25 protein-coding genes and 1 pseudogene are annotated in these 24230 nt (G+C 61.3%); 11 read left to right on the top strand and 15 right to left on the bottom strand.

The window, feature by feature from the left end; all coding sequences use genetic code 11:
• Window positions 1-71: 71 nt before the first annotated feature.
• Window positions 72-1823 (bottom strand): aldehyde dehydrogenase family protein, encoded by a 1752-nt coding sequence (locus tag C4334_RS04600; RefSeq protein ID WP_352430910.1) that lies wholly within the window; start codon window positions 1821-1823, stop codon window positions 72-74.
• 402 nt (window positions 1824-2225) lie between these two features.
• A pseudogene (locus C4334_RS04595) lies at window positions 2226-2495 on the bottom strand (BMC domain-containing protein); the annotation flags it as partial.
• A 238-nt stretch (window positions 2496-2733) separates the two neighbouring features.
• Between C4334_RS04595 and C4334_RS04590 the strand changes: the two are divergent.
• From C4334_RS04590 to C4334_RS04545, 10 genes are all read left to right on the top strand, one after another.
• Window positions 2734-3531, top strand: coding sequence for a helix-turn-helix domain-containing protein (locus C4334_RS04590; protein WP_352430909.1), 798 nt, complete (start codon window positions 2734-2736; stop codon window positions 3529-3531).
• A 126-nt stretch (window positions 3532-3657) separates the two neighbouring features.
• Window positions 3658-5127 carry an IMP dehydrogenase gene (guaB, locus tag C4334_RS04585; RefSeq protein ID WP_352430908.1) on the top strand — a complete coding sequence of 490 codons (1470 nt, stop codon included), beginning with the start codon at window positions 3658-3660 and terminating at the stop codon, window positions 5125-5127.
• A gap of 42 nt (window positions 5128-5169) precedes the next feature.
• Complete coding sequence (locus C4334_RS04580) at window positions 5170-6090, top strand: diacylglycerol/lipid kinase family protein (protein WP_352430907.1); 921 nt, start codon at window positions 5170-5172, stop codon at window positions 6088-6090.
• Window positions 6091-6238: 148 nt separating this feature from the next.
• Window positions 6239-7462 (top strand): alanyl-tRNA editing protein, encoded by a 1224-nt coding sequence (locus C4334_RS04575; protein ID WP_352430906.1) that lies wholly within the window; start codon window positions 6239-6241, stop codon window positions 7460-7462.
• A gap of 308 nt (window positions 7463-7770) precedes the next feature.
• Complete coding sequence (locus C4334_RS04570) at window positions 7771-9444, top strand: NAD(P)H-hydrate dehydratase (RefSeq protein ID WP_352430905.1); 1674 nt, start codon at window positions 7771-7773, stop codon at window positions 9442-9444.
• Between the two features lie 135 nt (window positions 9445-9579).
• Window positions 9580-11316: an aminodeoxychorismate synthase component I gene (gene pabB / locus C4334_RS04565; RefSeq protein ID WP_352430904.1), complete on the top strand. Its 1737-nt coding sequence runs from the start codon at window positions 9580-9582 to the stop codon at window positions 11314-11316.
• Window positions 11317-11629: 313 nt separating this feature from the next.
• Window positions 11630-12112 carry a tRNA (adenosine(37)-N6)-threonylcarbamoyltransferase complex ATPase subunit type 1 TsaE gene (tsaE, locus tag C4334_RS04560; RefSeq protein WP_352430903.1) on the top strand — a complete coding sequence of 161 codons (483 nt, stop codon included), beginning with the start codon at window positions 11630-11632 and terminating at the stop codon, window positions 12110-12112.
• A gap of 88 nt (window positions 12113-12200) precedes the next feature.
• Window positions 12201-13355 carry a DmpA family aminopeptidase gene (locus C4334_RS04555; RefSeq protein ID WP_352430941.1) on the top strand — a complete coding sequence of 385 codons (1155 nt, stop codon included), beginning with the start codon at window positions 12201-12203 and terminating at the stop codon, window positions 13353-13355.
• A 253-nt stretch (window positions 13356-13608) separates the two neighbouring features.
• Complete coding sequence (locus C4334_RS04550) at window positions 13609-14247, top strand: class I SAM-dependent methyltransferase (protein ID WP_352430902.1); 639 nt, start codon at window positions 13609-13611, stop codon at window positions 14245-14247.
• Between the two features lie 3 nt (window positions 14248-14250).
• Window positions 14251-15084, top strand: coding sequence for a DUF72 domain-containing protein (locus C4334_RS04545; RefSeq protein WP_352430901.1), 834 nt, complete (start codon window positions 14251-14253; stop codon window positions 15082-15084).
• A gap of 98 nt (window positions 15085-15182) precedes the next feature.
• On the opposite strand, the gene C4334_RS04540 is transcribed toward C4334_RS04545, so the two are convergent.
• The 13 genes from C4334_RS04540 to C4334_RS04480 form a co-directional block, all read right to left on the bottom strand.
• Window positions 15183-15479 (bottom strand): hypothetical protein, encoded by a 297-nt coding sequence (locus C4334_RS04540; RefSeq protein ID WP_352430900.1) that lies wholly within the window; start codon window positions 15477-15479, stop codon window positions 15183-15185.
• Between the two features lie 65 nt (window positions 15480-15544).
• A complete protein-coding gene (ygfZ, locus tag C4334_RS04535) occupies window positions 15545-16681 on the bottom strand; it encodes a CAF17-like 4Fe-4S cluster assembly/insertion protein YgfZ (protein ID WP_352430899.1) in 1137 nt (378 codons plus the stop codon).
• Window positions 16678-17061, bottom strand: a complete 384-nt coding sequence (locus tag C4334_RS04530) for an arsenate reductase family protein (RefSeq protein WP_352430898.1) — start codon at window positions 17059-17061, stop codon at window positions 16678-16680. The genes ygfZ and C4334_RS04530 overlap by 4 nt, the downstream gene beginning before the upstream one ends.
• An 85-nt stretch (window positions 17062-17146) precedes the next feature.
• Window positions 17147-17749 carry a redoxin domain-containing protein gene (locus tag C4334_RS04525; RefSeq protein ID WP_352430897.1) on the bottom strand — a complete coding sequence of 201 codons (603 nt, stop codon included), beginning with the start codon at window positions 17747-17749 and terminating at the stop codon, window positions 17147-17149.
• A 23-nt stretch (window positions 17750-17772) separates the two neighbouring features.
• Complete coding sequence (locus C4334_RS04520) at window positions 17773-18396, bottom strand: uracil-DNA glycosylase (protein ID WP_352430896.1); 624 nt, start codon at window positions 18394-18396, stop codon at window positions 17773-17775.
• Between the two features lie 15 nt (window positions 18397-18411).
• A complete protein-coding gene (locus C4334_RS04515) occupies window positions 18412-18567 on the bottom strand; it encodes a hypothetical protein (protein WP_352430895.1) in 156 nt (51 codons plus the stop codon).
• A 73-nt stretch (window positions 18568-18640) separates the two neighbouring features.
• The gene (locus tag C4334_RS04510; protein WP_352430894.1) at window positions 18641-19387 is read right to left on the bottom strand and encodes a superoxide dismutase; all 747 of its coding nucleotides are present in this window, start codon (window positions 19385-19387) and stop codon (window positions 18641-18643) included.
• 119 nt (window positions 19388-19506) lie between these two features.
• Entirely contained in the window at window positions 19507-20118 is a 612-nt protein-coding gene (locus C4334_RS04505; protein WP_352430893.1) for a superoxide dismutase, read from the bottom strand.
• A gap of 82 nt (window positions 20119-20200) precedes the next feature.
• A complete protein-coding gene (locus C4334_RS04500) occupies window positions 20201-20527 on the bottom strand; it encodes a TMEM14 family protein (RefSeq protein WP_352430892.1) in 327 nt (108 codons plus the stop codon).
• A gap of 126 nt (window positions 20528-20653) precedes the next feature.
• A complete protein-coding gene (locus C4334_RS04495) occupies window positions 20654-20986 on the bottom strand; it encodes a 2Fe-2S iron-sulfur cluster-binding protein (protein ID WP_352430891.1) in 333 nt (110 codons plus the stop codon).
• A gap of 127 nt (window positions 20987-21113) precedes the next feature.
• A complete protein-coding gene (gene erpA / locus C4334_RS04490) occupies window positions 21114-21470 on the bottom strand; it encodes an iron-sulfur cluster insertion protein ErpA (RefSeq protein WP_352430890.1) in 357 nt (118 codons plus the stop codon).
• A gap of 76 nt (window positions 21471-21546) precedes the next feature.
• Entirely contained in the window at window positions 21547-22629 is a 1083-nt protein-coding gene (locus C4334_RS04485; protein ID WP_352430889.1) for an Mrp/NBP35 family ATP-binding protein, read from the bottom strand.
• Window positions 22630-22665: 36 nt separating this feature from the next.
• A complete protein-coding gene (locus C4334_RS04480) occupies window positions 22666-22875 on the bottom strand; it encodes a hypothetical protein (RefSeq protein ID WP_352430888.1) in 210 nt (69 codons plus the stop codon).
• Window positions 22876-23233: 358 nt separating this feature from the next.
• Here C4334_RS04480 and C4334_RS04475 point away from each other — a divergent pair.
• Window positions 23234-24230 (top strand): HEAT repeat domain-containing protein (locus C4334_RS04475; protein ID WP_352430887.1); only part of this gene is annotated, 997 nt, incomplete at its 3' end.

The raw sequence follows: 24230 nt of genomic DNA, 5'->3' as shown, positions 1-24230 counted from the left end.
GCGAGCTTCGACGAGGTTGAAGTCGGTTGCAAAGCCTCCCTTCGCTTCAGGTCGTCGAAACAGTTGCCGCTTCAAATTTTGGCGAACACTTCAGCCGCTTCGCCCATGTCGCGCGCTGCCGGCGTGATGATGGTGCGTGCGTTAACGTATATCTTCTCGCCCCGTTCAATGGCGCGGCGCACGTCCTCTTCGCAAACGAATTCGACGGCGCGTCGCGTGCCGTTGGATGCTGCGCCCGATGCGTCGCTCGGCGCGGTTTGCGCCTCGCCACCGTTGCGCGGCGGCGCGACTGACGCAGGCGGTTCCGTCTTCAGCTGCTCGGTTGTGGTTGTGACTTCGTCCGTCGAGCGCTCGACGCGACGGCGGGCGAGAAATCTATCAACGATGGCGGCGATCTGTTCGCGGTCAAGCGTAGTTGCTGGACCGGCGGGCGCCGTTTGCCCCTCGGCAGATACCGGCACGACGCGCGCGCTGCCCACAGGCCGAATGCCGAAAGCGATCCGTTTGATATCCATCAAATGGAGCGGCGAGATGTTGTCGGAAGTGACGTTGCCGCCCCACGAACCGCACCCCAAGGTCATTGATGGCGGCAGCGCCGTTGAGAATCCGATCGCGCCATGCGTGGTCGGCGAGTTGACGATGATGCGCGAAGCGGGCATCTCCATGCCGAAACGCTTGGCCGTTTCGCGCGAGCGCGTGTGGATGCCAACCGTATGGCCCATGCCGCCGAAACTGAGTATCTCATAGCAGAGTTGCGCTCCGCGTTCCACCCCGTCAACGACGTAAAAGGCGAGAATGGGCGAGAGCTTCTCCATCGAAAGCGGGTAATCGCGCCCGACGCCGCCCACCTCGGCGACCAGACAGCGCGTTTCGGGTGGAACGCTCAGCCCAGCCATTTCGGCGATGACGCGCGCCGGTTTGCCGACGATCGCCGGGTTGAGCGTGCGCTGTGGTGTCGCCACTACGCGCGCTAATTTGTCGGCTTCGTCCGCGGTCAAAAAGTGCGCCCCCTGAAGCGCGAGTTGCTCGCGCACTTCGCGCGCGACGGGCGCATCAGCGACCACCGCTTGCTCAGACGAGCAGATCGTGCCGTTGTCGAAACACTTGCCCGTCAAAATGTTCTGCACGGCGGTCGGCACATCCGCCGTGCGATCGACGAACACGGGAACGTTGCCCGGCCCAACGCCAAAGGCCGGCTTGCCCGAGGAGTAAGCGGCGCGCACCAATCCGATGCCGCCCGTCGCCAAGATGAGCGCCGTCAGCTTGTGCTTCATCAAGGCTTCAGTGCCCTCGATGGTCGCCGTCGTCATGCAACCGATGGCTTCGGGCGGCAAGCCTTCTTTGACAGCGGCCTCGCGCACGATGCGTACTGTTTCGTTGATGCAGTTGACGGCGGAAGGATGGGGCGATAGGACGACGGCGTTGCGCGACTTGATGGCGATCAGACACTTGAAGATGGCCGTCGAGGTCGGATTGGTCGAGGGGATGATGGCCGCGATGACGCCGCGCGGGCTAGCGACTTCGATGATCGCGTCGGTTTCGCGAATGACGCCCACCGTGCGCATATTGCGAAAGTAGTTCCAAACGTCTTCAGCGGCGAAGCGGTTCTTCTCACGCTTGTCGGCAGGAATGCCGTAACCCGTTTCGGCGCTCGCCATCTCGCCCAGCCGTGCTGCCTCACGTAAAGCGGCGCGCGCCATGGCTTCGCAAATGCGATCGATGGTCGCCTGATCGAAACTGGCGACGCGCTTTTGCGCTTGATGAGCCGCCTCCACCAGATCGCGTGCTTCTTGAACGGATTTTAGATCTTTGTGAACCGACATGACGCGCCTCCGTTTCTGCCGGATCGTGACGAGAACGGCCACTGGACGTTTTCGCGCGGCGTCGAGTCGCCGGTCAGCCGACCTTCTCTCGTCCCAGCGTTCGAGACAATCCCTTTGTCGATCTTTGCGCGCAGGTCAGCCGCCCTTCGGGGATTGTTTAACGGACCGTTCGCCGCTGGATGGGCTTGGGCGCCCAACCCTCCTCGCGCGGTTACCGATCACCGCGATCAACGCCGAGGCGGAACTGCGTGCGCTTGGTCATCCGGCCCCTTATTTGTTCCGCTCTTTGTTGTTCTCGCGCGTGCCGGATTGGAGCGAGCGGCCCGTTTCGCCCTCGGTCAACTGCGCTTGTCCGCCGCCTTGCAACGCGCGTTCATCCGGGCTGTAGCCGACGCGCCCGTTGCGCGGCAAGATTCGCTCCACCTCGACGTGTGGACGCGGAATGACGTGAACGCTGACCAATTCGCCCACGCGCCGCGCCGCTGCCGCGCCGGCATCGGTGGCCGCTTTGACTGCGCCGACGTCGCCGCGCACGAAGACCGTCACGTAACCGGCGCCGATGTACTCTTTGCCGATCAGTTGAACGTTGGCCGCTTTGACCATCGCGTCGGCGGCTTCCACGGCCCCGACGAACCCTTTGGTCTCCACCATGCCGAGTGCTTCGAGAGGCATCTTCTCGCGTCTCCTATTACGTTTTAGAAGTTAAAATCTTGCTCTCCGGTGCCAAGCCAAACGTAGCACCGTCGCGCGGCGGAAATCAAGCGGCGATAGCGCCGTTCATCACAGTTTGCGATTGACAGACAAATGGTTGGAGCGCTATAGTCGCTCACGAACATGGTAGGGTCAAGGCGCCGACCGAAGCAGGTGATCAAGGCGCCGTAAAGATCATCACAAACACCTTAAGTGGCACGTGACCCTGAACCTTTCCGAAGACCATCCCGCCGAGGAGAAGCCGCGAGCTGGAGACGCGACGCTTGGCGAGAGGTTGCGACGCGCACGCGAGGCGCGAGGCTTGACCTTGCACGACATCTCGAACGAGACGCGCATCTCGGTCTGTAATCTCGAAGCGATCGAGAAGAACGATTTCAAGAAGTTGCCCGGTGGCATCTTCAATCGCAGCTTTGTACGCGCTTATGCGCGCACGGTTGGATTCGACGAACAGGAAGCAGTTGAACTCTACCTGCGCGCTGCGCGCGAGCAAGGCATTCCGCTTGACGACGTTCCTCCGCTGCGCGCTTCGACCGTTTACACTGATGGTCAGGCCTCTTCTTCATCGTGGCCGACGATCGCCTTGAGCATCATTGTCCTAGCGATCCTTTCGCTAGGCATCTACGCGGCGCTGCACTGGTATCAACGGCGCACGGCGACCGATACTGCGTCCGTAGCCTCACCTACGCCGACGCCCGTGGCCTCGCCTGCAGGCCAAGTCGGTCCGTCTTCGACGGCGGCTTTTCGCGTCGAGATACGTGCCGGAAACGAACAGGTCTGGATCCGCGTTCGAGCCGATGAGGGCGAGGCGGCGGAAGCCATTTTACGTCCGAACGAAAGCAAGGAGTTTCAGCCGACACGTCGCTTGCAGATAGAGTTTTCGCGCAGCAAGATCGGCGCGCTCGAAGTCTTGGTCAACGGACGCCCGACTCAAATTCAGCCTACAGTTGAAAACGGTCTCGCGCAGCTTGTGATCTCACGTCCCGACTCTTCGCCGTGAAAAAGGGCGCGTTGCGCTTCGTCCCCGTCGAAATCAGGTCAGCGCGACTCTTGCTTTTGCCTTGAGTTGTTGATACCTTCTGCTGTTTAAATTAAATCACCGAAAAACTGGCCTCAAAGGAAAGGGATGTTAACTTCCGATCTGAGCGAAGGGTTGACTTTCGATGACGTGCTGCTCGTTCCGGCGCGTTCCGATGTGCTGCCAACCGAAGTTGACACGTCCACGCGCTTGACGCGCACGATCCGTTTGCAGATTCCGCTCTGTTCGGCGGCGATGGATACGGTGACGGAAAGCCGTTTGGCCATCGCCATCGCGCAGCAAGGCGGCATCGGCGTCATTCATCGGAACTTGGCGATCGAACGACAGGCCGAAGAAGTGGACCGCGTCAAGCGTTCCGAATCGGGCATGATCGTTGATCCGGTAACGATCAGACCGGACCGGCCCGTGCGCGAAGCGCTGGCCGTCATGGAGCGATACAAGATCAGCGGCGTGCCCGTTGTGGACGAGGAAGGGTACTTGGTCGGCATCATCACCAACCGCGACCTGAGATTTGAGACGCGGCTCGACATTCCGGTGGCGGAAGCGATGACGCCGCAGCCTCTGATCACCGTTCCGGTTGGGACCACGCTCGAACAAGCCAAAGCCGTTCTACAGAAACATCGCATCGAGAAATTGCCCGTGGTTGATGAGCACCGCAAGCTCAAGGGGCTGATCACGGTCAAGGATATTCAAAAGGCGATCAAGTATCCGAATGCGGCCAAAGACGAGCTGGGCCGGTTGCGCGTGGCTGCCGCCATCGGCGTGACGGGCGATTTTAAAGAGCGAGCCGATGAACTGGTCCGTGCGCGCGTTGATTGCTTAGTGATCGACACCGCGCACGGCCATTCGACGCGCGTCATCGAAGCCGTGCGCGAGATCAAACGCCGTCACCCAGAAGTGTCGCTCGTCGCTGGCAACGTCGCGACCGCCGAAGCGACGCGCGAGCTGATCGAAGCTGGCGTCGATGCCGTCAAGGTTGGGGTCGGCCCTGGAAGTATATGCACGACCCGAGTCGTCACCGGCGCTGGCGTTCCGCAACTAACGGCGATTCATGACTGCGCCACAGCGGCGCGTGGCACGGGGGTGCCGATCATCGCCGATGGCGGCATTAAATTCTCCGGCGACATCGCCAAGGCGATCGCTGCCGGCGCTGATGTGGTCATGATCGGCTCTTTGTTTGCTGGCACAGAAGAAGCGCCGGGCGAGCTGATCCTCTATCAAGGAAGAACCTTCAAGGCTTATCGCGGCATGGGCAGTTTGGGCGCGATGAGCGCTGGAACTTCGCGCGATCGTTACGGTCAGGAAGGCGCGGAGACCGAAGCCAAGCTGGTGCCGGAAGGGATTGAAGGGCGCGTGCCTTACAAGGGCACGTTGGCCGACATGGTGACGCAGCTCGTCGGCGGGTTGCGCGCCGGCATGGGCTACACCGGCTGCCGGACGATTCAGGAGCTGCAAGAGAGAGCGCGTTTCGTCAAGATCAGCTCCGCCGGCCTGCGCGAATCGCACGTTCACGACGTGATCATCACGAAAGAGGCGCCGAACTACCGTTTGGAGTGAACTCATCGTTCGATTCCCGCCCGGCTCGTCGTTCCGCCACGCATGTCTGAAGTATTCATCATTGCCAATCCGTGTGCGCGGCGCGCGACGAGCGCCGGCTCGTCCAGTGTCGAAGCGCTCGCCGCGGCGCTTAGGCGGCGCGCTCGGAAAGTCGCCGTCCGCTGGACCGGCGGGCCCGGTGAAGCGACCCGTTTGACCGCCGCAGCCGTCTCCTCCGGCGCGAAAACCTTGGTTGTAGCGGGCGGCGACGGCACCGTCAACGAAGCGCTGCAATCTTTGATCGGCGCTGGCGTGCGACTCGCCATCTGGCCCATGGGCACGGCCAACGTGCTCGCGCGAACGCTCGCTTTGCCGACGGAAACGGAACGCGCTGCGGCTGCCATCGTCGAAGGACGAACCGAGAAGATCTATCCGGGCGTCGCCATCGACGAGCGGACGGGCGCGCGTCGCTACTTCTTGTTGATGGCGGGCGTCGGTCTCGATGCGTCAGTGGTCGAGCGCGTGCGCCCCGGTCTCAAAAGGCGATTCGGCGAACTGGCCTTTTGGTGGTCCGGTCTCGCTCACCTTGTCGATTGGCGTCCGACGCCGTTTCAAGTCGAGATCAATGGCGCGATCTCGACGGCGACTTTCGCCGCCATCGGGCGCGCGCCGCGCTACGGCGGCGACCTTGCGATCACGCCCGGCGCGAGGTTGAACCAGCCGGAGTTTGAAGTCTGTCTGGTCTCGTCCGAAAGCCGGTGGCGGTACTTGCAGCTGTTGTACGATGCGATGCGCCAACGCTTGCCGGAAAGCGTCGCCGATTTTCGTCTCGTGCGCGCAAGCGAAGTAAGCGCCCGCGGCGATGCTCCGGTTCAAGTCGATGGCGAACTGATCGGGCGTCTGCCGATGAGCTTCAAGGTAGTCGCTTCGCCCGTCGAAATCATCATCTCAGCGGCAGAAGCGTCGTCCGCTGTTCGGCGGTGAAGGTGCGACGAGCGGAGTTGAGGCGCCGGATGAAAGCGAACTTTCGTCGGTCGAAGCGTGCGGAATTTTTCGGGCGCTGGGCCAAAGCCCGTTTGCGCGGAAGGCGACCGAGGCGATATTTTCCCATGCGTGCAGAGTGAGTCTGAAGATGAAAACCGCAAGGCTCTACTACGACGATTCGCGCTTGCTGGAGTTCGAGGCGTGCGTTATCGAGGTGCGCGAGATGGGCGACGGCGGAAAGGCGGTCGTGTTGGATCGGACCGCCTTCTATCCGACCGGCGGGGGGCAACCGTCCGACGTCGGCACGCTCGACGACGCGCGCGTTATCGAATGCATAGACGAAGAGGATTTGGTCCTGCACGTCGTCCAAGGGGGCGACCTGCTGCCGGGCCAGCAGGTCGTCGGGCGAGTGGATCGCGCGCGCCGCTTAGAACACATGCAGCAGCACACGGCGCAGCACATCCTCTCGCAATCATTGTGGCGATTGTTCAGCGCCGAAACGCGCGGATTTCGCATCATGGACCGCTTCTCCGAGATCGATGTCGCGCTCGATCAGCCGACGAACGAGCGCATTGCGCAAGCGGTGGAGCTGGCCAACGAGATCGTTTGGCAGGATCGCCCGATCAAGATCGGCTACGTTTCATCCGACGAAGTTTCGCGTCTGGCGCTGCGTCGAGAGCCGACACGCAGCGGCACGCTGCGCATAGTCGAGATCGAAGGATTCGACGCGACGCCGTGCGGCGGCACACACGCGCGCCGAACGGGCGAAGTCGGCATCATCTTGGTTCGTTCGTGGGAGCGAGCCAAGCGCATGACGCGCGTGAGATTCGTCGCTGGCGTGCGCGCTCTGCGCGATTATGAGATCTTGAATCGCGCGGCGGAGCGCGTCGCTTTGATGTTGAGCAGCGAGCGCGAGATGATCGCTCACAGGCTCGAACGCTGGATCGAGGAGCAGCGCGAGCTGGCCAAGCGCGTTCGGGAATTGGAAGAACAGCGAGCGAAGTGGGAAGCGCACTCGCTCTGCGAGCGCGCTAGCGCGCGTGCGGATGGGGCTAGGATCGTCGCGCATCTGCTTCGCGACGAAGATGCGGAAGCGCTCAAACGTTTGGCGCTTGCTGCCGCTTCTCGCCCGCTGACGGTCGCACTGCTGGCCGTTCACGAGGGAGAGTCGGTGCGCTTAGCCTTCGCGCGTTCAGCCGATCTCAGTGAGGACATGGGCGCGTTGATGCGCCGCGCTTGCGCGCAGATCGGCGGGCGCGGCGGCGGGCGCACAGAGTTCGCGCAAGGCGGCGGAAAGTGCACGGCGGAGGAAGCGCAGAACTTACTCGAATCCCTCGCGCGAGAACTCATCGCGCAACGACCGAATTGCTGAGCGCTAATTCGATCGTCGCCGCTAGCGAAAGAAAGACTTGCTCTCGGCGGCGGGCTTTTCTCCGCAAGTTCCGTTGAAAATCGAGTTCAATCGGTTCTCAGCGCGGCGCAGATGGAAAAATTCGGCTCGCACGTGCGCCGTGCGTTAGGTAAGCGAACGGGGCAGCTTCTAGAGCGACTCGTTCGCTTGGGTTTGAAACTCTGCCGACTTCGCGCATCGGCGAAAATCGATTTGATAGCGGGGCGATTCGATTTCTCACCGCCTTCGCCCGTTGACCCTCGCGCGCCACTCTTTTTATCATCGCTTTCGTGCAAAAGGTCATCTCAGCCGAACAGATGCGTTCCATTGACAGCGCAACCACGGAGCGCTACGCGACGCCATCGTTGTTGCTAATGGAAGCCGCTGCTGCGTGCGTGGCGCGGGAAGCGTTTCGTCTGCTCACGGCAGAAGGCTCATCCCCGATCGATCTCAAGCGCAAAAAGGTTTTCATCATCTGCGGGCGCGGCAACAACGGCGGCGATGGGGCTGCTGCTGGTCGGGCCCTGTGGCGGGAGGGCGTGCGCGTACACATCGTGCTCTGCGGTCGTTTGGCAGACGCCAAAGGCGATGCGCGCATCAACTTCGAGATCGTGCGTCAACTCGCTTCGGGTGCGGAGCGCACGCTTGAGTTCACCGAGTGCGACACGCTCGCCGCATGGAACGAGGTCGCCGCACGGCTGGTCGATTGCGACCTGATCATCGATGCGCTTTTCGGCACAGGACTGAAACGTCCCGTCGAAGGCGCGCACAAAGCCGTCGTTGAGCGACTCGTGCAAGTGCGCGAAGCGCGCGAGCGCGCCGAGTCTCAACATCCGTCCATCCTCGCCGTTGATCTGCCTTCCGGTCTAGATGCCGACCGCGCGCAGCCGATCGGCCCAACGGTCGAGGCCGATGTGACCGTCTCTTTCACCGCGCCTAAGCCGGCTAACGTCTTGCCGCCCGCAGCGCGATTCAACGGACGGCTCGTCATCGCGCACATCGGTTCGCCCGTTGACTTGGTTGAAGACACGCCCTCGCAGTTATTCCTTCTCGAAGAGACAGATGCGCGAGCGTGGTTGCAGCGCACGCGCTATGCGCCCGGCTCGTACAAGAACGCGCACGGTCACGTGCTCATCATCGCTGGCTCACGACGCTTCACGGGCGCGGCGGCCTTGACCGCCAACGCTGCCATGCGCGCGGGGGCTGGACTCGTCACGCTCGCGGCGCCGCGTTCGGCGCTCGGACCAATCGCCGCGCGTTTGCTGCCCGAGGTGATCACCGTGCCAATCGCCGAGACGGAGCAGGGCACAATCGACGGCGCAGCCGCCAAAGAGATCCGCGCCCTCGTTGAACGCTCGACGGTGATCGCTATCGGGCCGGGACTCGGCGCGGAGCCGGAAACTGGCCGTCTAGTCCGCGAATTGGCATCGAGCGTTCGTTTGCCGATGGTGATCGATGCCGATGGGTTGAACGCGCTTGCGCCGTGGCCCGATGGATTGCGCGGCGAGGACAAGGCGCCGCGCATTTTGACGCCGCACCCCGGCGAGATGAAAAGGTTGATCGGCGCGAACAAGGATGAAGAGCTGACTGACCGCGTGGCGGTTGTACGCGAGTTCGCCGTCGCACACGCGCTCCACTTAGTGCTCAAAGGCGAACGGGCGCTCATCGCTTCTCCCGACGGTTCGGTCTTCATCAATCCGACGGGCAATGCAGGCTTGGGGCGCGCCGGGTCAGGTGATACTCTAACGGGCATCATCGCCGCTTTTCTCGCGCAAGAGTTCGCCGCCAAGGAGAGCACGCCGGATACCGTTGCGGCTCTGAATGCAGCTCTTTTCATCGGCGGCATGGCCGGTGATCTGGCGGCGCGGACGCGCGGCATGCGCACGATGACCGCGTCGGATGTGCGCGAACATTTGAGTCGGGCGATCGCCGCGCTTGATCCTCGCGGCGAGATGAAAGGGTGATCAAGGCCCGACCGGCAAGCGAAATCATCGCCGCACAAATGCGCCCTTGCCGCAACCCTCTCGTTCGATATCGCCGCGCGACGACGGGCGCTACGGTCAAGCGAACGCGAGCTCTGTGATGTGAGAAGCACGACGGTGAGCGGAAAGGTGATTCTGCACAACGCGCGGCGGCGCGAGTGGTGGCGCTTCGATGAGCCGGTGGAGACGTTCGAGGCGCATCATCTTGAAGACGTGCTTGCGTGTTTGCATCGCATCGAAGCGCTGGTCGAGAGGCGAAATCTTTACGCTGCTGGCTTCATCGCCTACGAAGCGGCGCCCGCTTTCGATCCGGCTCTCTGCGTGCGCGCCGCTGCGGACCCCTTTCCGCTGTTGTGGTTCGGCATCTATCGCAAGCCTGCGATCCTCGCGCGCGTCGCTTGCGCGCGACAAACGGCGCGCGTGCTGGCTTGGCAGCCATCGATCAATGAGGCGGGCTATGCGCGTGCCGTCACGCGCATCAGAGACGAAATAGCGTGCGGCAACACGTATCAAGCGAACTACACGTGGCGCTTGCGCGCGCCGTTCGACGGCGATCCATGGGAGTTGTTTGCGGCTTTGGTCGCTGCGCAGCCGGTCGATTACGCGGCCTTTGTGGATGCCGGCAGGTACGTCATCTGTTCGGCTTCGCCGGAGCTTTTCTTCGAACGCCAGGGCAATCTCGTGATCGCCAAGCCGATGAAAGGCACGGCTCCGCGCGGAAGGTTTACGGTCGAAGACTTGCATCGTGCCGAGAGGCTGCGAAGTTCCGCAAAGGATCGCGCTGAGAACGTCATGATCGTTGATATGGTGCGCAACGATCTCGGACGTGTGGCGAAGATCGGCAGCGTGCGCGTCGAGCGGTTATGGGAAGTAGAACGCTACGCCACGCTTTGGCAGATGACTTCGACGGTGGTAGCTGAAACCGAACGGTCAACGGTGAACTTGCTGGCGGCGCTCTTCCCTTGCGCGTCGGTCACGGGCGCGCCCAAAGTGAGCACGATGCGCCTGCTCGCGGAACTCGAGACAGCGCCGCGTCGCGTCTATACGGGAAGCGTCGGCTTCATCGCGCCGGGGAGACGGGCGCAATTCAACGTCGCCATTCGCACTGTGACCGTTGACCGGCAACGCAGCCAGATCGAGTACGGCACGGGTAGCGGCATCACGTGGGATTCGTCTGCGGACGAAGAGTATGCCGAATGCGTGGAAAAAGCGCGCGTTTTGCGCGGGCCGGAACCGGCTTTCTGTCTTGTCGAGACGCTGCGTTGGACGCCCATCGGAGATTACTTTCTGCTCGCGCGCCACTTGGAACGGTTGCGCGATTCGGCAGCCTACTTCGACTTCGCCTTCGATGAAGAACGCATCCGTCATGCGCTTCGCAGAGCTTCACGGGCTTTTGCCGTTCCGCAACGCGTTCGCTTGCAGCTTGCGCAGAACGGGGAGGTGAACATCGAGGCGTCGCCGCTCGTGCGTTCGCGCCGCAGCCGGATCCGTTTGCGGCTATCGCCTTTTCCTGCGGATTCGCGCGACCGCTTTCTCTTTCATAAAACGACGCGCCGCGACCAATACGAGCGCGCGCTTTCGGCCTGTTCGGATGCGGATGACGCGCTTTTGTGGAACGAGCGCGGCGAGATCACCGAAACGACCATCGGGAACATCGTCCTTCGTTTGGGTGAAGAATTGGTGACTCCACCGGTAGAATGCGGATTGTTGCCGGGGACAATGCGCGCCGAGCTTCTGGCGCGCGGGCGCGTGCGCGAGCGAAAAGTCACGCTCGATTCGCTTGGCCCGCGCACAAAACTTTATCGGATCAACTCCGTGCGTGGCTGCGAACGCGCCGTACTAATCTCAAGCTAGCTGCGACGAGTCTAAATGCGGCGCCTTATACCAAGCGCATGCGACGCGAACAGATCACGTAAAAGTCTAGTGGCGCAAGCGGCGTGCTATAATCGGCGCTGCGCTCAACAGCGCTGCTGAGCGCGCGATAAGCGGAGACGCTCGCGCTCAACGAGAAGCCGCAAAGAACTGGAGCCGGCTGACGACCCATGAAGTTGATCGCCATCGAATCGGCGCCGAGAGAGCGCGTACAAAGAGACCGGCGAGCGTGTGCATCTTTAAACCTCTCTGCCCGATTAGGTGGATGCCCTTTTCCTCTTCGACCGACGGACCGATGACGAAAGAAAACGGGATACCAACGGGAAGCTGGATTTCGCGCGAACCAGCAGAGACTGAAGCGCTCGGCGAGAGAGTTGGGCGCGCACTGCGTGGCGGCGAAGTCTTTTTGCTCGATGGACCGCTCGGCGCGGGCAAGACGCTCTTCATCAAAGGCATGGCTAATGCGCTCGGCGTTGCCGAGGAAGAGGTAAGCAGCCCTTCCTTCACGCTGGTCAACCGTTATCAGGGTCGCTTGACGTTCTATCATCTTGACCTCTATCGCTTGCCTGAAGGTGCCGTGGCAACCTTCGCCGTCGATCTCGAAGAGCTGCTGAGCGATGCTCAAGCCGTAATCGCCATTGAATGGGCTGAGCGCGTGGGCTCTTTCCCCCTGCCGCCGACGACGTGGCGCGTGCGCATCGAAGGCGATGGCGAAGAACCGCGTCGCATCACCATCGCCGGACTTGAAAACGATGTTCCCTCGAGCGGTCGGTCGTAAATGCGGCGCGTATCGTGCGCTTCTGTGCGCGGCGAAAGCCTGCGCGCTTGCCGTCGCGCTCCCGCTCGCTCTTTTCACGATCAACGCCATGGCGCAGGAAAATAGACCGCGCGTGCGCGAAGCGGGCATCATCGTCGGCATTCTTCCCACCGGGCCGCTCAACGCGATCACCGATGTCGTTGGCGTCGCCGTCGGCCACACGACCATCGTGCGAGGCGACGACGTGCGCACGGGGGTGACCGCGATCTTGCCGCATGCGGGCAACATCTTTCGCGAAAAGGTTCCAGGCGCGGTCTTCGTCGGCAACGGCTTCGGCAAACTCATCGGCTCGACGCAAGTGGACGAACTAGGCGAGATCGAAACGCCGATCATCTTGACTTCGACGCTAAGCGTGCCGCGCGTGGCCGATGCGGTGCTCGATTACATCCTCGCGCTTCCCGGCAACCAAGACGTGCAATCGGTCAACCCGCTCGTCGCTGAAACCAACGACGGCCTTTTGAACGACGTTCGCGGACGACACGTAGCGCGCGAAGACGTGCTGGCCGCCATTCGCCATGCGCGCAGTGGGCCAGTTGAAGAGGGAGCCGTCGGCGCTGGTACGGGCACCGTCGCTTTCGGATTCAAGGGAGGCATCGGCACGGCGTCGCGTCGCTTGCCGCCAGATCTCGGCGGTTACACGGTCGGCGTCCTCGTGCAGACCAATTTCGGCGGCGTGTTGACGATCAACGGCGCGCCGGTTGGACGCGAACTCGGACGCTACTACCTGCGCGATGAACTGCAGAAGTCAATGCGCCATCAGGGACGAAAAACGTCTGCCGACGAACGCGCGCCGGAGGAGGTGGCCGATGGTTCGGTGATCATCGTCATCGCCACGGACGCCCCAGTCGATGCGCGCAATCTCCGACGCATGGCCGCACGCGCGATGATGGGGCTTGCGCGCACGGGAGCGGCAGGCACCAACGGCAGCGGAGACTATGCCATCGCTTTTTCGACGGCGCCGGAGGTGCGTGTTCGACTGGACCAAGTTCGTGCTGCAAGATACTCTCCGCTGGCAACGAAGCTGCTGTCGAACGAAGCGATGTCGCCGCTCTTTTTGGCCGTTATCGAGGCGACGGAAGAGGCGATTTACAACTCCCTGTTTCGCGCCACAACGACGCGAGGACGCGGGCGAATCGTGGAGGCTTTGCCCATCGAGCGCACGCTGGAGATCCTACGCCGACACGGCGCGATCAACGCGCGATGATGGAGCGCCATGCGCTTCCAGCTCGTCGAGCCATTGTTCGACAGCGGAGCGCGATCACCGACAAAGCGCATGGAAAGCGTTTTGCGCGCTCGCAGGCTCTTGCGAGACCATGCGAAGATGCGCTAGATCGGCGAAGTGGCACAGAAACGAGAAGAATGCCCGGTGTTCTCTGCGGTCCAATGATCCCCTTCGACAGGGATCAACTTAAAGCGAGAGAACGCACACCTGGCCACAAGCGACGAGGAGACCAGTGATGTCTGATTCGACTAGCGGCCGATTTCCCGATTACGCCTCTTCGCGCCAAAGGGCGATCTACGATCGGTTCGCGCCGCGTTTCGATCGCTTCATGCAGCCGCTTGAAGAGCGTTTCTTGCGGCAACTCCGAGCGCAAGCTGTGGCGTGCCTGCCGCCGACGGGGCGCGTTCTCGAAATCGGTGCCGGAACAGGAGCGAATTTCGGCCTCTATTCGTGTGAGACGATGGTTGCGGCCAGCGAACCCAACGGCGAGATGATCGCGTTGGCGCGGCAGAAGGCGAAGGGGAAGAGGATCGCTCTCGTTCGCAGCATCGCTGAGAGGTTGCCATTTGCTGATGCGACGTTCGATGGTGCGCTGGCCACTTTGGTCTTCTGCTCCGTGCGTTCGCCGCAGCTAGCGCTCGCCGAACTCAAGCGCGTCGTCAAACGTGGAGGCCCCATCGTCATGGTCGAACACGTCCGGCCCGATGGTTGGCTTGGGCCGGTCTTCGACCTCATCAGTCTGTTGACTGTGCCCATTTTCGACGATCACTTCAATCGGCGCACCGCGCGCGAAGCGGAAAAAGCCGGATTGCGCGTGCAACGCATCGAACGGCGCGCGCGCGGCATCTTCCAACTGATCGTATGTCGGGTTTGAGCGATGGAAACGAGCCGCATCGAGATCGGTTGTCAGGGCTGGAACTACGATGACTGGATCGGGCGTCCGAGCGCGCGTTCCTTTTATCCGCAAGGGACGCGCTCATCCGAGATGCTCGATCTTTATGCGCGCGCCTTCGGCACCGTTGAAGTGGATTCGACCTTCTACGCGATCCCGGCTGAAACGACCGTTCGCAACTGGTGCGCGCGAACGCCGAACGGATTCACCTTCGCGTTGAAACTCGTGCAGCGGATCACGCACGAGCGAGAACTGGTCGGAAGCGAAGCGGAGCTGATGGAGTTTTGCGCGCGGGCGCGCGCGCTGGGCGAAAAACTGGCCGCCGTGCTCGTGCAACTCCCGCCGACCTTCGATGCCTCGCCATCGCGCGCCGCTGCGCTGCGTCGTTTCCTCGAGGCATTACCTTCCGACATGAGATTCTGCATCGAGTTCCGTCATTCGGACTGGGCCAGCGTGAACACGCTCGCCATGCTCAATGAGAGGGGCGTCGCCTTTGCTCTGGTCGAAAGTCCATGGATCGCGCGCGAAATCATGTGGCGATTGGCCACTGCGCAGACGCTCGATTTCGCCTACGTGAGGTGGATGGGGGCGCGCGACCTCGTCCATTTCGACCGCGTGCAACGTCCGCAAGACGACAACCTGCGCGCGTGGAGCGAGTTGTTGCGCGACCTTGCGCGCCGCAACGTGCGCGTCTTCGGTTATTTCAGCAACTTCTACGAAGGGCATGCGCCCGCAAGCGCGAACAAGTTGAAACGCCTCCTCGGGCAGAAGACGACCGGTCCAGAAGATCTGGAAACACAACCTTCGCTCTTCGATTGACTCGCTGCGCACACGAGAGACGTTTCCCGACGCAAGCTTCTTCTGCGTTGTGGCCGTTGGGGTCGGAAATCGCTTCGGCGGCGTGCCTTCAAAAAGGACTACTCCGTAGCGGGCGGTTCTCCCGAAAGTCGAATCATGATTTCGGTGAACTCTTCGATCTCTTGGCGGGCGCGCTCCATCGCTCTTCTGCTCTCCAGATAAGCTAGCCAATAAGGAGTGTTGGTCAAGGCAGAGAGGGTCTCTTGATCGAAGGCTTGAGCCATGAGCGCGATCATGTCGTTGGCTGCGCGCGCGTGCGCAAGCAACGTCTCGATGATCGAGTAAGCGAGGCGCGCTTGCAAAGGCGTCAAATCACCCGTCGTGAAATCTTCTCGGCTGTTCGATTCGTCCTTCATCTTCTCACGCGATGGCGAATCTTGGTTCACGAAACGGGGCCAATCGTTCGGCGCATCTTCTCTCCTCAATCTTCAACGAACCAACCGCCGCGCACTAGCGGTAGCGCCGCCACGTGCGCTTCGATTTCGCGCCCCGGCAGGACGATGCGCGCGCGCGTGCCGGGTTCGAGATAGGCGTAGCGAACGTAGGCGAGCGCGACGGTGCGTTGTAGCTGTGGTGAGTGAGCGCTCGACGTAATGCGTCCCATCTCGCGTCCGTCGGGCGCGATGAGCGTCGCTTTCGGCAGCGCGCTTCGTTCCGCATCGTTCGGTTCATCTTGAAGGACGAGGCCCATCAGCTTCTTGGCGACGTGACCGCGCCAATGTATGCGCGCGATGATCTCTTGCCCGAGGTAACATCCTTTGGTGAAGCTGACGGCGTGGTCCAGCCCCGTCTCGAGCACGATCACCGTTTCATCCATGTCGATGCCGTGGCGCGGGATGCCTGCCTCGATGCGCAACGTTTCCAGCGCTTCGAACCCGATGGGACGTGCTCCGCCCTTTTGCAGCGCGCGCCAGAGATCGGGGGCTCTCTCCGTTTCGATGAAGATATCGAATCCGTCTTCGCCAGTGTGCGTATCGCGCAAGAGAAGGGCGCGCGCGCCTTTCCAATCGATTTGCGCTGTGCGCCATCTTTCGAGTCGCGCGGCTGATGTGCCGAAGATGGCGGCGATGACCTGCGACGCGCCAGCGCCTTGAACTGAAAGGCGCGCACAGCGATCTGTCACATCCTGCACGTGGAAATCTCCGGCCAAAGTGTAACGTTCGAGCATCTGGCGCACGCGGTCGCGCGTCGCTGCCTCGGCGTCGAGCAGAAAGGTCCTTTGATCGAGACGTATGATGCGGACGAAAGCGATCAGTCTCCCTTGAACGTTCGGAAAAGCGGCGAGCAGCCACGCCCCTTGATCCAGTTTCTTGACGTCGTTGGTGACCAGCCCGTTCAGAAAGGCTTCAGCTTCCGCGCCGCGCACCTCAATGCGCCCACCAGCGCAAAGGTCGAGCAACCCTGCGCTGCCGCCGCGAACCGCCTGATACTCCGCTAACCGATCCCCGTACCGCGCTGGCACGAGCCATCCGTCGAGTTCGCGCAGTTCTGCTCCGGCGGCGCGATGAATCGTCGCCAGCGGCGTTTGCAAGGGCGGAGCGACCTTTTCTTCCATCATCGGTTGATCAACGCGTCGTAAGCCTTAGGTGTGAAACCGGCAACGGCGCGATCTCCGACGACGAGCACGGGACGCTTGATGAACGTGTATTCCTCGGTCATCAAACGGAGCATCTCTTCGTCGGAAAGTTCGCGTTTGTCAAGCCCCATAGCTCGATACCGACGCGCGCGTTTCGAGAAGAGCTGTTGTGGTCCACCGACGAGCTGCGCTAACCGCTCGACTTCGGCGCGATCAAGTGGTTGTGCTTTCAGGTCGCGCCGGTTCTCGATTGCGATGCCGCGCTCTTCCAGATACTGCGCCGCTCGCTGGCACGTCGTGCAATGCGGCAACCAATAGAATTCCACCGACTCGTTCATCGCAAGAAAGACATGGGCGATCATCCGTTTCGTCGCTCGTTGCGACGGAGCCGCGGTCGCGCGCCGTCCGTCTCGCTGCGGGTCGGCGCAAAGTTGCAACCGTTTGCGTCTATTTTTGCGCCGCCTCTTCCGCTTTGAGCTTTTCGAGTTCGGCGCGCAAGCGGTCGTAGTCCTCTTTGCTGCCGGCGCGAAACGCCATGTTAGCGTAGCGAATGCGCCCTTGTTTATCGATCAAGAAGACGGTCCGTTTGTTGAACCCGCTCGCTTCATCGTAGCTGGCGTACATGCGCGCCACTTTGTGATCGTGATCGGACAGCAAAGGGAACTGAAGCTTGTGGTACTTTGCCCACTCGTGATGCGAAAAGACGTAATCGCCGCTGATGCCGAGCACGGTCGCATCCAGTTTGGCGAGGTCGGCGAAAGTATCGCGCAGGGTGCAGACCTCTTTGGTGCAACCGCCGGACCAATCAGCAGGGTAGAAAGCGAGGATCACGTTCTTGCCGCGCAAGCTCGAGAGCGTCAACTGCTCCTCCGGACGAATGAATACCCTCTCTTGCGTCGCGTAAGGGAGCTTGAAATCGGGGGCCATCTCGCCGATTTTGAGGGCGTTGGCCGCGACCTTGACGCTCGCGCTTGCCGTGATGGTTTGGGCGCCAGCGACGATGGCAAGCGCCAAGAGCGAAACGAGCAACAAGGGTAATCTCATAAGCATCTTCTTTTTTCCTCCGAGAATCTTCAGCGGTCCTCGCCGCATGATCGTAATGCGCGACCGATGGCCCGGTAGTCTCGCATCTGTTCACGCTCGGTTCGATGCGAGATGAGCACTTGCGGGCTAGGATGATAGAGCGGCACGAGAAGCCGCCCGTTCCAATGACAGATTCGACCGACGTGCTCGCGAAGCGAAAATCGATGATACTCGATGCGTCCGAGGGCAGCAAGCGCAACCCGTCCGAGCGTAACGACGATCGTTGGGTCGATCGTTTCGATCTGGCGACGCAGAAAGTCCGAGCAATTGGCGATCTCCCGTGCCGTCGGGCGGCGATTTGCTCCCGACGGCTTGCGCGGGTTGCATAGAACGGCGTTGGTGATGAAGATGCGATCGCGCTCCAGTCCTGTTGATGCGAGCAAGCGCGCGAAGTTGCGCCCTGATTGATCGCCTGAAAATGGCACGCGCGTCTGATCGGCGCCGTGTCTTCCCGGCGCTTCGCCGATGAAGAGGATGCGCGCATTCGTTGGGCCGTTCTTTTCGCTCAAAACGGGGCGACGGTCACACATCATCGAGCAACGATGGCATGCCGCCGCCTCGCTGACGAGGCGGGCGAAACGCTCATCGCGAAGCTGCTCGGTCGCGCGTGGCATCTTGCTGAGCCGATCTCAGTGCTTGCCTTCATGCGCCGTTTTCGACGCTTCGTTTTTGGCTGTCGGCTTCTCTTTCTTCTCTTTGGCGATGGTGTGGTTGTAGTTATCGACGTACGAGGCGCAGCCGGAAGCGAAAACGGCCAGCGCCGCCAGTAACATCAGACGTTTCATTCTCGACTTTCTCTCCCCTCGATTTCTCACCGTTCGCTGCACGCGCCCATTGCCTTGGGACGCGACTTCCCCGTCAAGTTTGACGCCCGCCGCGTGGCCGACGCGACTGCTCGTTACGGCGCGCGATCTCCTCCCAGTTGACGACGTTCCACCACGCTTCCAGATATTCGTTGCGCCGATTGCGATAGCGCAAGTAGTAAGCGTGTTCCCACACGTCGTTGCCCATGATCGGGTAATGGCCCTCCATGAGCGGATTATCCTGATTGGGAGTGGAGATGATCTGCAAACGGCCCGTTCGGTCGCGCACCAGCCAGACCCAGCCCGAACCGAAGCGCTTCATGCCGGCGTCGTTGAACTGCTTCTTGAAAGCCTCGAAGCTGCCGAACGTTCGGCGAATCTCGTCGGCCAGCGAGCCGGTCGGCTCGCCTCCGCCCTTCGGCTTCATGATCTGCCAGAACATTGTATGGTTGACGTGTCCGCCGCCGTTGTTGCGGACTTGCTCGCGAATAGCCACTGGCACGCTCGCCAGATTGCGGATCAGATCCTCAGCCGAACGCTTGGCGAGATCGGGATACTTGGCGATGGCGGCGTTCAAGTTGCTGACGTACGCTCCATGATGCCGGTCGTGATGAATTTGCATCGTTTCGGTGTCGATGTACGGTTCGAGCGCGTTGTACTCGTAGGGCAGCGGCGGCAACGTGTGCGGTCCCGAAGTCGGTTGCTGCGGCATGTAATCGGTCTTGGCCGCCGCGACTCTGGTCCAGAGAGCGGCGGCTGCTGGCGCGCACAGAGCGTAGCGTAGGAATTCGCGTTTGTTCATCTTCTCGGCCCTCCTCGATGAGAACGGTTGCGACGGCAAAAGGCGCACGTAGCGAAAGGTTCGTCTTTGTGCGCCTCTTGCGCGCTCGGGATGGCGACACCGTCACGTTCGCGCGTCTCTCATTTGGCCTGTTCCAGGCGGCGGTTGATCTCCTCCCAGTTGACGACGTTCCACCAGGCTTCCAAATATTCGTTGCGCCGGTTCTGGTATTTCAGGTAGTAAGCGTGTTCCCACACGTCGTTGCCCATGATCGGGTAATGGCCCTCCATGAGCGGATTATCCTGATTGGGAGTGGAGATGATCTGATATTGCCCGCCGCTCGATTTGACGAGCCAGACCCAACCCGAACCGAAGCGCTTCATGCCGGCGTCGTTGAACTGCTTCTTGAAATCGGCGAACGAGCCGAAGTTGTCGCGGATCAAGTCGGCGATCGGCCCGGTCGGATCGCCGCCGCCTTGCGGTTTCATGATTCGCCAGAACATGGTGTGGTTGACGTGTCCGCCACCGTTGTTGCGCACCGCCGTGCGAATCTCTTCCGGCACGCTGTTCAGATCCCGGATCAAATCCTCCGCGCTCTTGCTTTGAAGTTCAGGGTATTTCTCCAAAGCCGCGTTCAGGTTGTTGACGTAAGCTCCGTGATGTTTGTCGTGGTGTATCTGCATCGTTTGCGCGTCGATGTACGGTTCGAGTGCATCGTATGGATAAGGCAAAGGCGGTAGTTCGTGAGCCATGGTCTTTCCTCCTTCCAAGAGTGTGTGATTCGCTGTCAGCAAGATCGCCTGAGCGGTCGCGCTAGATGGTTGATGGACCTCATCAAGCGCCCGGACCGCGACGGCCAATGAGCAACATGATGATGGCCGCCAGACTCAGGATGATCATCAAACCGCCAGGCATCCACTTGAAACTTTTGAAAGATGCAAAGGCGAACCTCGCCAGCAGCAAGAGCGCGACGACGAGCGAGATCCACCATCCGACTTGATACGCGCCGCGCATCATCGCAATGGCGGACCCGACGAGCACCACGCCTGCGCCAATCCCTGCCACCAACGACGGCACGCTCTGCGCTTTTGCGTAACCGTAGATGCCCCCTAGGGCGACCAGTGCGCCGTAGATCAGAATGGCTAGCGTCGTTGCAGTCATAATCTTGCGGTCTTCCTCGTCCGAAACGTCGCGCTCCGAACCCATATTCGGGCGCGATGCGCCTCTTTTGTTGAACCGTAGTCAAAGCTTAGCACCTTTCTTTCGGGGTGTGCAAAAGAGGCTAGTCTATTCGGCAGGGCGCGGACCCGGATCGAGATGGCGCACGCACGCTTGGTTGATGACGCGCACTTTCAAATCATCCTGCACGCGGATTTGGCATGAAAGCCTGATGTGCGGCGCGAGTTCTTTCTCCATCGCCAACCGGTTGCGTTCGGCTTCGCCCATCTCGCTGGCATCTCCTTCGAGGATCTCGACGCGGCACGTTGTGCAGCGCGCGTTTCCGCCGCAACGGTGCAGAATGTCTATTCCGGCGTCTTCCAACGCGAGCACGAGTTTGCGGCCTAACGGCGCCTCGAAAGTCTTCAGTCCAGTGGCGGTTTCAGCTTGGATGGTCGGCATGGATTCCCTCTAAAGAATCGGTTGGCAAGAGCTTGGAACAGGGGCTTGGAAGATGAACGCACATAAGACGGCGCAACACGCCGAGCCGACGTGCTGCGCCGCCAAACCATCGTCGCTCGGTTCACACTCAGACCGTGAACGAAGAGCCACAGCCGCAAGAGCCGGTGGCGTTCGGATTCTTGAACGTGAAGCCGGATCCCATTACGGTCGAGACGTAGTCGATCTCGACGCCGTTCAGATATTGCGCGCTGAACATATCGACGAAAAGACGCACGCCGTTTGAATCGAGCACGTAGTCGCCTTGACGTGAGTCCTCCTCGATGTTCAAGCTGTACTGAAAGCCCGAACAGCCGCCCGGCACAACGCGCACGCGGAGCCCCGCCGTTTCAGGCAAGTCCTCTTCGCCCGCCATGAACTTCTTGATCTCTTCGGCGGCTTTGTCCGTGATGTTGATCGTCAAAGTTGGAGTCGTGGTTGCTGACATTATTCTTCTCCTCGACCGATGATCGCTCGTTAAAGATTTACCATATTTTGGGCCGATGCCCAAGGACGCGCGCGCTTCAAACGTTGGTTTTAAGAACCGTCAATTCAGGCTTCATCGCTTCGATTGAAACCTGACGCGCGACCTCTTCGGCTACGCGACGAAAAGCCTGCGCTTGCGCCGATTCCGGCTGCGCGATGACCACGGGCACGCCCCGGTCGCCGCTTTCGCGCACCTCAATGCTCAATGGTATCTCACCGAGAAAAGGCACGCCGTATTGTTCGGCCAGTTGGCGTCCGCCGCCTTCGCCGAAGATGCGGTAGCATCGGCCCGTATCGGGCGCGATGAAATAGCTCATGTTCTCAACGATGCCGAGAATGGGCACAGCCACAGTTTCGAACATGCGCAACGCGCGCCGCACGTCGGCTAGCGAAACTTCCTGCGGCGTTGTCACCAAGACCGCGCCTTGCACGGGGACGAGCTGCGCGAGGCTCAATTGAACGTCGCCTGTGCCCGGCGGCATATCGACGATCAAGTAGTCGAGTTCGCCCCATTCGACATCGCGCAGGAACTGTTGTACGACGCCGTGCAGAATTGGACCGCGCACGATCATCGGCTGGTCGCCCGGATTGATGAGCGCCATGGAGATCATGCGCACGCCGTAAGCTTCCGTCGGCAACAGTTTGTTGCGGTCGATCACGGGACGCACGCCCGCTGCGCCGAGCATGAGCGGGACGTTTGGCCCGTAGATGTCGGCATCCATCAACCCGACGCGCGCCCCGTCGGCTGCCAGCGCGACCGCCAGATTCACGGCGACGGTGGATTTACCGACGCCGCCTTTGCCCGAAGAGACGGCGATGATGTTGCGCACGCCGGGAAGGCTCGAACGCATGTTGAAGCCACGTCCGCGCGGCACTTCGGCGTCCATCGTGACGTTGACCTGTCGAACGCCCGGAATAGATGCGACGACGCGCTCAGCCGCTTCGCGCATTTGCTCTTTGACCGGGCAGGCTGGCGTCGTCAGCACGAGGCGAAAAGAGACCTCGTCGGCGTCGATTCTAAGATCGCGGACGAAGCCGAGCGTAACGATGTCCTTGCGCAGATCCGGGTCTTGGATCTGACGCAGCGCTTCAAGCACTTGTTGTTCGGAGATATGGGTCATGATCTCATCTTCTCGTGTGACCTCGACGTTCGGACCTCACAGGACCGAGCGCGCAGCGAGTGCGGCTGGTGCGTTGTCGGCAACGGGCATTTGTCGAAGCAGCGGCGTGCCGAAGTTCCTGCGGCGGAAGTTCCCAACCTCAGTGCGCACGACGATCTTCGCCGCGGAGGTTCCCCGCGTCGGGCGTGCGCGATGCATCAACGCCGAGGCCGACAACATCGAGATGTTCTCCAGATCGATGCGCACACGATCCCAGAAGCCGAAGCGGAATGCACCAAATCCAGTTCGAGCGCGATCTCGGCGCGCGAGCATCCATCGGTTGGTTGTCCTTGGGAACACATTGAATCTTACGGTTCAACTGACGGCTTTGTCAAATAAAAGATTATCTCATGACGCGCGCGACGAGCGCGCGACTTTTGTCAATTCTCCTCTATCAAGCTCTTTTGTCTGATTTCGTTCTGTTTTCTTGCGATTCTGTCGTCGTGTGCGTGCTGGCGACCGACAAACGAAGCGCGCGAGTCGAGGATGGTTTTGGGCACGGGGATCGCGTAGGATAAAGAAGATGGTGACGATAACTTCGATTCGATACGTCGCGAAGAAGACGATGCGAACTGCACCTCACGCCTTGCGCGTCGGGCGCGCAATCCGTTCGGCGTTCATCCTTTCGCTCGTCGTTGCGTGCTTTGCGACAAAGAGCGCGGCGCAAAGCAAACGTCGGAGCGAAGTGCCGCTTTCGATCATGCTTCGCATCGTGCGCGCTGAAGACGCGCGTCGGTGGGATGAAAGTTTGCAAAGCCTGTTCGGCGATTCGCGCGCGTCGGTCAGAGGCAGAGCAGCGCTTGCTGCCGGGCGCATCGGCGACCAGCGTGCCGTTGAGCCGCTCATCGCCCTGCTGCGCGGCGACCGAAACGAGCAAGTGCGTGCCGTCGCCGCTTTCGCTTTGGGCGAGATCGAATCCGAGCGTGCAAGCGGAGCGCTCGCGCAAGCCTTGAAAAGGGAGGTGGCCGCAGTGCGCGCGCGGGCATTGGAAGCTTTGGGCAAGATCGCCGCCGCGCTCGCACCGGAGAGGGCGGAAGAGAAGGAGAGAATCGCTGCCCTCGTTCTCGAAGCGCTCGATGCCGAGCGAGTCAAAGGAGACGGAGCTGCGCGCGAAGTGTTGTTGCTCGGCATCACCGCTGCCATGCGCACGCAGAATCGTCGCGCCTCGGATCATCTCGTGCCCCTGCTTACGCACCGCGAAGCGCGCGTGCGCGCTGACGCCGCCAATGCGCTGGCGAGACTACGGGCACGCAGTCCGACCGAAAAGCTCGCTGCGTTGCTCGACGATGACGATCCAGTTGTGCGCGCCAATGCCGTGCGCGCCCTCGGCGCAGCCGAAGACGTGACGCGCGTGCCGTTCATTCTTCGTCTTGCCGTTGAGGATGGCGATCCGCGCGTGCGCGCCAATGCCGTGCGCGCGCTCGCTGCGCTCGGCGACAAAAGGGCGTGCGCGCCTTTGCGAAATCGCCTGCGCGTTCTGTTGGCGAAGTACAAAACCGCGCGCTTGCGCACAACGCGCCCGCCGCAGACCAACGAGTTGTTAGAGTTAAGCACGGCGTTGG

The sequence above is a fragment of the Pyrinomonas sp. genome, assembly GCF_040289685.1.
Taxonomy (GTDB): Bacteria; Acidobacteriota; Blastocatellia; order Pyrinomonadales; family Pyrinomonadaceae; genus Pyrinomonas.
Note: the sequence above shows the minus strand (reverse complement) of the source record. Positions and strands in the feature narration are given on the sequence as shown.